General features: G+C 74.2%; 5 protein-coding genes and 2 pseudogenes. 5 read left to right on the forward strand and 2 right to left on the reverse strand.

From position 1 onward, the window contains the following. Window positions 1–3 precede the first annotated feature (3 nt). Window positions 4–1,470: an alpha-mannosidase gene (locus HF519_RS33650; protein ID WP_498072984.1), complete on the forward strand. Its 1,467-nt coding sequence runs from the start codon at window positions 4–6 to the stop codon at window positions 1,468–1,470. Continuing rightward, complete coding sequence (locus HF519_RS31245) at window positions 1,467–3,842, forward strand: DUF2961 domain-containing protein (RefSeq protein WP_169412919.1); 2,376 nt, start codon at window positions 1,467–1,469, stop codon at window positions 3,840–3,842. Before HF519_RS33650 ends, HF519_RS31245 begins: the two co-directional genes overlap by 4 nt. 45 nt (window positions 3,843–3,887) lie before the next feature. On the opposite strand, the gene HF519_RS11630 is transcribed toward HF519_RS31245, so the two are convergent. Next, the gene (locus tag HF519_RS11630; protein ID WP_169412920.1) at window positions 3,888–5,219 is read right to left on the reverse strand and encodes an MFS transporter; all 1,332 of its coding nucleotides are present in this window, start codon (window positions 5,217–5,219) and stop codon (window positions 3,888–3,890) included. 313 nt (window positions 5,220–5,532) lie between these two features. Between HF519_RS11630 and HF519_RS11635 the strand changes: the two genes are divergently transcribed. The 3 genes and pseudogenes from HF519_RS11635 to HF519_RS11645 form a co-directional block, all read left to right on the forward strand. Then, complete coding sequence (locus HF519_RS11635) at window positions 5,533–6,933, forward strand: ATP-binding protein (RefSeq protein ID WP_169412921.1); 1,401 nt, start codon at window positions 5,533–5,535, stop codon at window positions 6,931–6,933. Then, window positions 6,926–8,899, forward strand: a complete 1,974-nt coding sequence (locus HF519_RS11640) for a vWA domain-containing protein (RefSeq protein ID WP_169412922.1) — start codon at window positions 6,926–6,928, stop codon at window positions 8,897–8,899. The genes HF519_RS11635 and HF519_RS11640 overlap by 8 nt, the downstream gene beginning before the upstream one ends. Before the next feature lie 100 nt (window positions 8,900–8,999). Further along, window positions 9,000–9,926, forward strand: a pseudogene (locus HF519_RS11645) (MFS transporter); the annotation flags it as partial. A gap of 62 nt (window positions 9,927–9,988) precedes the next feature. On the opposite strand, the pseudogene HF519_RS31250 reads toward HF519_RS11645, so the two are convergent. Then, window positions 9,989–10,121: pseudogene (locus tag HF519_RS31250) on the reverse strand (acyl-CoA dehydrogenase); the annotation flags it as partial.

Here is a 10,121-nt window from a genome sequence, read left to right on the forward strand (position 1 = left end):
CAGATGCATCGCGGTACCTACACCAGCCAGGCACGCACCAAACGGGGTAACAGGCGTAGCGAGCACCTGCTGCGGGAGGCCGAGCTGTGGTGCGCCACCGCAGCGGTCGCGGGCCGGGTCGCGTACCCGTACGACGCCCTGGGGCGGATCTGGGAGATCGTGCTGCTCAACCAGTTCCACGACATCCTCGCCGGCAGCTCGATCACGTGGGTCCGTCGCGAGGCCGAGCAGACCTACGAACGCGTCGAGGCCGAGCTGGTCTCGATCATCGGGACGGCCCAGGCGGCCCTGGCCGAGCCCGGCGACGGCGAGCTGACCTTCAACGCGTCGCCCTGTCCCCGGGACGGGGTGGCGGCGCTCGGCGCCGGGCGGGCCACCCCGGCGGGCGAGGTCGCGGTGCGGGCCGACGGCGACGGGTACGTGCTCGGCAACGGCACGATCCGGGTCCGGGTGGACGGCCGCGGGCTGGTCACGTCGATCGTCGACGCCTCGTGCGGGCGGGAGATCGTGCGGCGCGGCGGATCCGCGAACCGCCTCCAGTTGCACCGGGACTCGCCCAACCGGTTCGACGCCTGGGATGTCGACGAGCACTACCTGCGCTCCGTGGTCGACGTGGTGGACCTGGACCGGATCCACGTCATCGATCGCGGGGTCGAGATCGGCCGGTCGTTCGGCGGCTCGGCGGTCTTGCAGCGCATCACGCTGCGCGGCGGGGGGCACGGAGTGGCCGCCCGCTGCGTCGAGTTCGAGACCGCGGTCGACTGGCACGAATCGGAGAAGTTCCTCAAGGCGTGCTTCGAACTCGACGTCCACGCCGACCGGTACGCCTCGGAGACCCAGTTCGGGCACGTCTTCCGGCCCACCCACCGCAACACCTCCTGGGACGCCGCCATGTTCGAGACCTGCGTGCACCGCTGGGTGCACGTGGGCGAGACCGGGTACGGAGTCGCGCTGGTCAACGACTCGACCTACGGCCAGGACGTGTCGCGCACGGCCGGCGCCGATCCGGCGACGACCACCCAGGTCCGGCTGTCGCTGCTGCGGGCACCCCGGTTCCCCGACCCGACGGCCGACCAGGGCCGCCACACGTTCCGCTACGCCCTGGTCGCCGGAGCCGGCATCGCCGACGCGGTGGAGGCCGGCTACGCGGTGAACCTGCCGCTGCGCCGCGTCCTGGGCAGCGGCGAGGTGGCGCCGATCGTGCGGGTGGACGACCCGGGCATCGTCGTGGAGGCGGTCAAGCTGGCCGAGGACCGCTCCGGTGACGTCGTCCTGCGGCTCTACGAGCCGTACGGAGGGCGGGCGGCCGGCCGCGTCGAGTTCGCTTCTGCGGTCGCCCGGGTGACGGAGACGGACCTGCTGGAGCGGGAGGTCCCCGCCACCGGGCTGGTGGCGTCGGACCGCACGGGTTTCGAGGTGTCGCTGCGTCCCTTCCAGGTACTCACCGTTCGCCTGCGTCCGGGCCGGTGACGGAGCCGCCCCGGGATCAGCTCTCGGCCGGGCGCCCCGGCCCGCCGGAGCCGCCGGGCCGCGGGGTGCACCCGTACGGCCTGGCCGCGATGGCCCGGCTCGACCTGCTGCCGTTGCTGCGGCTGCACACGATGGCCGGCGGGCAGTCCAGCTACGAGCGCGACACCCGCGGCCCGGGCAGGGGCAACGACGACTGGAACAACTTCCTCGACGTCCGCGGCGGCGAGAAGGTCATGCTGGACCAGCGGGGCCCGGGCACGGTGTACCGGATCTGGGTCACCGGGTTCGATCCCGCCACCGACTGGCTACGGGTCCGTTTCGACGACGAGCCGGCTCCACGCATCGACATCGCGCTGCGCGATCTCTTCTCCGGAACGCACGCGCCGTTCCTGTCCCCGCTGGTCGCCGACGCCGCGACGTCCAGCGGGGGCTTCACGTGTCATCTGCCCCTGCCGTACCGGCGGTCGATCCGGATCACGACCAACATGAGCGGCTACTACAACATCGGCTACCACACCTTCGGCCCGGGCACGCCGGTGACGACGTGGACCGGTGACGAGGACAGCACCCGGGTGCGGCACATGTGGAGCGACGCCGGTGCCGACCCGAAGGCCCCGGACGGCGACCCGCACGAGGTCACCGTGACGGCCGGCGTGGTCCACCTGCCCTCCGGCGCGGCACGGACGATCTTCGAGGCGGACGGGCCGCGGTCGATCTCCTCGATCAGGATCGCGATGCCCGGTGTCACCGCCGCCGGGACCGTCACCGACCGCGGACGCGCCCACCGGGGCCACAGCCGGTTCAGGATCGCCGTCAGCCCGGCCAACAGCGGTGTGGTGCTGAGCCGACGGACCGATCACGGGGTGGCCGACCAGCGCGCCCGCGTCCTGGTGGACGGCGTCGCCGTGGGGGAGTGGTCGGACCCCGGCCGCGACCGCGCCCACCGCTGGCGCGACAGTTCCTTCGACGTCCCGTCGTGGATCACGGCGGGCAGGAGCGCCCTCACCGTCCGGCTCGAGTGCGTGCCCACCGCGGCCGGGTGGACCGAGTTCACCTACCGGGTGTACTCGACGGTGGGCGACACCGCGGTGCTGACCGACACCGTGGACGTCGGTGATCCCGAGAGCGAGGCGCGCCACGGCTACGCGATCGGCGGGCAGACCCGGTGCGGGTCGCTGGTGGCCGGGTACGACACGGCCGACCTGCTCAACACCACGCGGATCCGGATGTTCTGGGACGGTGAGGCGACGCCGAGCGTGGACGCACCACTCGGCGCGTTCTTCGGGATGGGGAGGTTCGGGGCCTACCCCGCCCGGGGCCTCGTCGTCGGCCTGGATCCCGCCGACCGCCTGTACGTCCACCTGCCGATGCCGTTCCGGCGCCACGCCAGGATCGACCTGGTCAACACGCGCGCGGCCCCCACCTGCGGGGTCGGCTTCGAGGTCCGGCACCGGCCCGGCACCGGTGGCGTGGCCGACCCCGGCTACCTGCGGACCCGGCTCACCGCGACGACACCCACCGTCATCGGCCAGGACGTCCCGATCCTCGACACCGCCGGGAGCGGCACCTTCATCGGGGTCACCGCGTCCTACTCGGGTGCGGCGAACCGGTGGTACCTGGAGGGCGACGAGCGCATCTACGTCGACGACAGCGGCTCGCCGGCGTTCCACGGCACCGGCACCGAGGACTTCTTCAACGGTGGCTGGTACTTCGACCGCGGCCCCTACACCCAGCCCCTGAGTGGGAACACCGCCCATCTCGTCCGCGGCCCGACCTCGTGCGTCGCCGCCTACCGCTTCCTGCTGCAGGACGCGGTGCCGTTCCGGAGGCGGATCCGGGTGTCGATCGAACACGGCGGGCACAACGACACCACGACCGATGCCTGGATGCTGGCCTACTACTACCAGCAGCCGCGGTCGCGGATGGTGCTCACCGACACCCTCGACGTGGGCAACGCCGCCGACGAAGCGGCCCACGCCTACCGCATCAGCGCCCAGCGGTGGACCGGATCACGCACGTACCAGTACGAGGGCACCGCCGACACGGTGGACGTGACCGACACCGGCCGCGCGCACCGGGGGGCCAGCGAGTTCGTCCTGGCGATCGACCCGACCGGCGACGGGGTCGTGCTCCGGCGTCGGTTCGATCAGTCGATCACGAACCAGCATGCCGAGGTCCACGTCGACGGCCGGCTCGTCGGTGCCTGGTACGTCGCGGGTGGTAACCGGTTCCGCCGGTGGCGCGACGCGGACTTCCTGATCCCGCCGTCGGCAACCGCCGGCAAGGAGTCGGTCCGGGTGGTGATCCGCTTCGTCGCCTCGGAGCTGGACTGGAACGAGTTCACCTACTGGGCGTACACGCTCCTGCCGTGACGCCCGGTGCTCCAGGGCGGTGCAGGTGCAGGCTGCCGTGCCCGGTCACGCGGCCGATCCGAAGGCATCCGGCCGCTCACCGGGTCCGGGCCTGCCGAGCAGCAGCGTCACCAGACCGGCCACCGGGAGCGCGACGACCAGGCACAGCGCCCCCGGGACGCCGAGCACGGTGGCCAGCCCGCCGACCAACGCCGCCCCGACGCTCGCCCCGGTCAGGAACACCAGGGTCGCCACCCCGAGGGCGACCCCGCGCTGCGGGGCCGGGACCGCCGCGCCGACCGCCGCGATCATCGCGGGCTGGCCGACGCCGAACGCGATGGTGCTGAGCGTGATCCCCACCGCCAGCAGCGCCGCGGAACCGATGGCGCTCCCGAGCGCCGCGACGAGCAGCGCGACGACGGCGGCCGGGCAGGCCAGCGCGATGGACCGGCGGGGACCGAGCCGGCCGAGCAGCGTGCGCGCGATCCGCGGCGAGACGAATCCGACGACGGCCGCCGGGATGAGCACCAGCCCGGTCTGCCACGGTGACCAGCCCCGGCTCGCGAGCGCGATCGGCACCCCGAGCAGCAGGGCGAACCAGCACGCCGGGATGGCCGCGGTGGCGAAGGCGCTGCGCAGCACGGTCGGGTTGGTGATGATCGGCCGCGGCAGGAACCCGTCCGGCCGGGCCCGCACCCGGGCGGCCACCGCGGGCACTCCGACGACCAGCAGACCGACCCCGAGCAGCCCGGCCACCACCCCGGCGGAGGGGGACTGGATCGTCAGGACCGCGCCGGTCGCGGCCATGGCGACGAGCAGCGCGCCCGGCAGGTCGATCCGGTCCCCGGTCCCGGCGGACGGCGCCGCCCGCCACAGCACCGGGAGGGCCAGCACGCCGACCGCGGGCAGCGCGATGGCCAGGCGCCAGCCGCCCAGCTCCGCAAGGGCACCGCCGAGCAGCGGGCCCAGCGCGCTGAGCGTCGCCGCGACCCCGGCGATCCGGCCCAGCGCGGCGCTGCGCCGTGCTCCCTCCCAACGGGCGCTGATCAGGGCCGTGCCCAGCACCGGGACGGCGGCGGCCCCGGCGCCCTGCAGCACACGGGACACCATCAGCACGGCGAAGTTCGGCGCGAGGGATGAGGCGACGGCTCCGGCCGACAGCATCGCGACGCCCGCGCACAGCGGGATCCGGATGCCGACCGTGTCGGCGATGCGACCGTGGGTCGGGGTCGCCACGGCCAGCGCCACGGCGTACCCGGTGATCGTCCACGCCGCGGTGGACGTGGCGATGCCGAGCTCGCGGGCGAGCTGCGGGAGCGCGACCGTGACCGCGGAGGTGCTCGTACCCGCGAGGCCGAGCAGCAGGCCGAGGAGCACCGCCAGCCGTCCGGGGGACATCACGTGCAACGGTACGTGGCCGGCGCCCGCTGTATTCCCCCGGATCGGACGAGCCACGGCTCCGCGGCACCAGCACAACCTTGCCCACCGTGGCGCGGTTCTCCAGCGCGGCGTGCACGGCGGCGGCCTCGGCCAGCGCGAGCGGCGGGTTGAGCAGCGGGACCAGCCGTCCCGCCGCTGCCTCGGCCGGCGAACGCGTCTCCAGCGCCCGCAGCCCGCCCGGCCAGAAACCGGAGCCCGGTCGAGGTCAAGGACGGGCTACCGGCGCCGATATGGCGCGCCACCGTCGGATCCCGGGCGTAGCGTGTCCGTCGTGCCAGCCACACCACCTGCCGATCTTCCCCGCACCCTCGGCGCGCTGCGCGCGTCGGGACACGAGCTCCGCGGAGTCAAGGCCGAGATCCGCGACAACCTTCTCGCCGCCCTGCGGGCCGGCCGCGACCCCTGGCCCGGCATCGTCGGCTTCGAGTCCACCGTGCTGCCCCAGCTCGAGCGCGCCCTGATCGCCGGGCACGACGTGGTGCTGCTCGGCGAGCGCGGCCAGGGCAAGACCCGGCTGCTCCGTTCCTTGATCAACCTGCTGGACGAGTGGACCCCGGTCATCGACGGCTCCGAGCTGGGGGAGCACCCCTACGAGCCGATCACCCCGGCCTCCCGGCGGCGCGTCGCCGAGCTCGGCGACGACCTGCCGGTGGCCTGGCGCCACCGCGACGAGCGCTACACGGAGAAGTTGGCCACCCCGGACACCGCGGTGGCCGACCTGGTCGGTGACGTCGACCCGGTCAAGGTGGCCGAGGGCCGCAGCCTGGGCGACCCGGAGACCATCCACTACGGGCTGGTCCCGCGTGCGCACCGCGGCGTCGTCGCCATCAACGAGCTGCCCGACCTCGCCGAGCGCATCCAGGTCGCGCTGCTCAACGTGATGGAGGAACGCGACATCCAGGTCCGCGGCTACACGCTGCGGCTGCCACTGGACGTGCTGCTCGTCGCGTCGGCGAACCCCGAGGACTACACCAACCGCGGGCGGATCATCACCCCGCTCAAGGACCGCTTCGGCGCCGAGGTCCGCACGCACTACCCGTTGGAGCTGGCCGACGAGGTCGCCCTGGTCGAGCAGGAGGCGGAGCTGGTCGCGGACGTGCCGCGCCATCTCGTCGAGGTGCTGGCCCGGTTCGCCCGGCACCTGCGCGACTCCAGCGCGGTGGACCAGAGCTCGGGTGTGTCCGCCCGGTTCGCCATCGCCGCCGCCGAGACCGTGGCCGCCGCCGCGCTGCGCCGGGCCGCGCTCACCGGAGAGGCCAACCCGACCGCGCGGCCGGTCGACCTGGAGTCGGTGCCCGCCGTGCTGCGCGGCAAGCTGGAGTTCGCCTCCGGCGAGGAGGGCCGCGAGGACGAGATCCTGGAGCACCTGTTGCGCCGGGCCACCGCTGACGCCGCCCGCTTCCGGCTGCGGGGGGTCGACCTGACGCCGCTGGCCGAGGCGGTCGCGGCGCACCCGGTCCGCACCGGTGAACGCGTGCCGGCCGCCGAGGTGGTGGCCGCGCTGCCGGCCGTCGAGTCCCTGACCGAGGTGGCCCGCCGCCTGGACGCGGCGGGGACCGAGGACCCGGGCCCGATGGCATCGGCTGCCGAGCTGGCGCTGGAGCTGCTGTTCCTCACCCGCCGGCTGGCCAAGGACGAATCCGCCGACGGTGACACGGTGAGCTATGGCTGATTCCCCGGGACGGAATCGACGCAGCCGGCGCAGGCTGCGCTACTCCTACGGGCCCTACCACGACGGGCCCGACCCGCTCGCCCCGCCGTTCGACGTCCGCGCGGCGATGGACGATATCGGCCGCGACGTCATGGAGGGCAGCTCGCCGCGGCAGGCGCTGCAGGAGCTGCTGCGCCGGGGGATGAAGGGCCGGCGGGGTCTCGACGACCTGACCCGCCAGGTGTGGCAGCGCCGCCGCGACCTGCAGCGCGACAACCGGCTCGACGGCACCCTCCAGCAGGTCCGCGAGCTGCTGGAACGGGCCCTGGACGCCGAACGCGACGTGCTCGGCCGCCAGGACACCGACGACGCCCGGTTCCGGGAGATGCAGCTCGACGCGCTGCCGTCGGACACCGGCGGGGCGGTCCGCGAGCTCGACTCCTACGACTGGCAGAGCTCGGATGCCCGCGAGGCCTACCAGGAGATCCGCGACCTGCTCGGCCGGGAGCTGCTCGACCAGCGCTTCGCCGGCATGAAGCAGGCGATGCAGGACGCGACGCCCGAGGACGTCGAAGCCATCCGCGAGATGCTCGACGACCTCAACGAGCTGCTCGCCGCGCACGCCCGGGGCCAGGACACGCAGCAGCAGTTCAGCGAGTTCATGGCCAAGCACGGGCAGTACTTCCCGGAGAACCCGCAGAACACCGACGAGCTGATCGACCTGCTCGCCGCCCGGGCCGCCGCGGCCCAGCGGATGCTCAACTCGATGACGCCCGAGCAGCGCGACGAGCTCGCCGAGCTCGCGCAGCAGGCGTTCGGCGATCCGCGGCTCGCGCAGTCGCTGGGCCGGCTCGACGCCCAGCTGCAGGGTCTGCGCCCGGGCGAGGACTGGTCGGGGTCCGGCCGGTTCCGTGGCGACAACCCGTTGGGCATGGGCGAGGCCACCCGGGCGATGGAGGAGCTGGGCCGGCTCGACGCGCTGGCCGAGCAGCTCGCGCAGAGCTACCCCGGAGCCCGGATGGAGGACATCGACCTCGACGCGCTCGACGCGACACTCGGCGAGCAGGCGCGGGTCGACGCCCGGGCGCTCGTCGAGCTCGAGCGCGAGCTGCAGCGCCAGGGCCTGTTCGAGCGGGCCGCCGACGGGTCGCTGCGCCTGTCCCCGAAGGCCCTGCGACGGCTGGGGGAGTCGGCGCTGCGCGACGTCGTCGACCGGATCGGTGGGCGCCGCGGCGAGCGGGAGACCCGGCGCTCCGGGGCCGCGGGCGAGGCGACCGGCGCGACCCGGCCGTGGGCGTTCGGTGACACCGAGGCGTGGAACGTGCCCCGCACGCTGCTCAACGCCGAGCTCCGCAAGGCCGGCGGTGACCCCCGCGACCTCGACGTCACCGACGTGGAGATCGTCGAGACCGAGCAGCGCACCCGGGCCGCGGTGGCGCTGCTGGTCGACACGTCGTGGTCGATGGTGGCGGAGGGGCGCTGGGTGCCGATGAAGCGCACGGCGCTCGCGCTGCACCAGCTCATCTCCACCCGGTTCCGCGGCGACGACCTGGCGCTGATCACGTTCGGCCGGCACGCGCAGACGGTCGAGCTCGGTCAGCTCATCGGCCTGGAGGGTGCGTACGCGCAAGGCACCAACCTGCACCACGCGCTGCTGCTGGCCGGCCGGCACCTGCGTCGCCACCCCGACGCGATGCCGGTCGTCCTCGTCGTGACCGACGGCGAGCCGACCGCGCACCTGGAGCCGGGCGGGGAGGCGTACTTCGACTACCCGCCGAGCCCGTACACCGTGCGGGCGACGATCGGCGAGATCGACAAGCTGACCGGGATGCAGGCGGCGTTCACGTTCTTCGTCCTGGGTGACGACCCCCGGCTGGCCGCGTTCATGGACGACGTGGCCCGCCGCTGCGGCGGGCGGGTCGTGGCCCCTGACCTCGACGGGCTGGGCGCCGAGGTGGTGGCCGACTACCTGCGCACCCGGCGCTGACCCGGAGCGCGGCGCGGCCGGGCCCGGCCCGTCGTTCGCCCGTGCCCGACCGGGGCCGTCGTGGAGGCAGGGCGAGGACGCGAGGAGCGGGGGATCGCCGATGCGTCACGCGGAGACCGCGCAGCCACCACCGCGCCCGGCCCGGCTGGCCGTCGCCGTCACGTTCGCGGTGAACGGGGCACTGTTCGGCTCGTGGGCCCCGCGGATCCCGGAGATCAAGGCGAACCTGGCCCTGTCCGACGGCGTTCTCGGGCTCGCCCTGCTGGCCCCGGCTGTGGGCTCGTTGGTCACGATGCCGCTCGCCGGGACGATCGCGGCGAGGTGGGGCAGCGGGCCGAGCACCCGGGTGGCCGCGGTCCTGTTCTTCATGGCGGCACTGCCGATCGCGGTGGCGGGCGACGCGGTCACGCTGTGGGCGGCGCTGTTCGTGTTCGGCGCCATGATGGGCGGTCTCGACGTGCTGATGAACGCCCAGGGCGTCACCGTCGAGCAGGCCTACGGGCGATCGGTGCTGTCGTCGTTCCACGCCGTGTTCAGCCTGGGCGCCCTGACCGGCACCGTGATCGGCAGCGTCGCGGTCGGTCTCGGCGTGTCTCTGCTCGTGCAGTTCGCCGTGCTCGGGGCGGTGTCGCTCGCCGTGGTGCTGCCGCTGTCGCGCAGCTTCCTCGCCGATCCGCCGGCGCCGCCCGAGGCCGGCCCGGTGCCGCTGTTCGCGCTGCCCCGCGGGCCGTTGATCCCGCTCGCCGTCGCCGCGTTCGCGGTGCTGCTCGCCGAGGGATCGACGGCCGACTGGTCGGCGGTGCTGCTGCGCGACTCGCTCGGTGCGGGTCCGGCCGCCGCCGGCGCGGCGTTCGCGGCGTTCTCCGCCACGATGACGCTCGGCCGGCTCATCGGCGATCGGGTGCTCACCCGGCTCGGCCGGCGGCGGGCGATCCGCTGGTTCGCCGGCAGCGGGGCCACCGGTCTGGCCGCCGGGCTGGCCGTCGCCGCGGTCCTGGGCCCCGGGCCGGGCGCCGTGGGCGCCGCGGTCGCGGGCTTCAGCCTGCTCGGTGTGGGGCTCTCGGTGACGTTCCCGGCACTGCTCGCCGAGGCCGGCGCGACGCCGGCGATCGCGATGGACAGCCGCTCCTGCGGCAGGTTGGTCACGAGCTGGGTGAAGCCCTGACCCTCCTCCGGGCCGAGCAGGTTCGCCACCGGCACGCGGACGTCGGTGAACGACAGC

This window comes from Pseudonocardia bannensis (assembly GCF_012911875.1).
GTDB classification, from domain to species: domain Bacteria; phylum Actinomycetota; class Actinomycetes; order Mycobacteriales; family Pseudonocardiaceae; genus Pseudonocardia; species Pseudonocardia bannensis.

Excerpts from the sequence above, each read along its gene's own strand:
- HF519_RS11630 (WP_169412920.1), bottom strand. The coding sequence starts at position 5,219 with ATGTCCCCCGGACGGCTGGCGGTGCTCCTCGGCCTGCTGCTCGGCCTC.
- HF519_RS33650 (WP_498072984.1), top strand. The coding sequence starts at position 4 with ATGCATCGCGGTACCTACACCAGCCAGGCACGCACCAAACGGGGTAAC.
- HF519_RS11640 (WP_169412922.1), top strand. The coding sequence starts at position 6,926 with ATGGCTGATTCCCCGGGACGGAATCGACGCAGCCGGCGCAGGCTGCGC.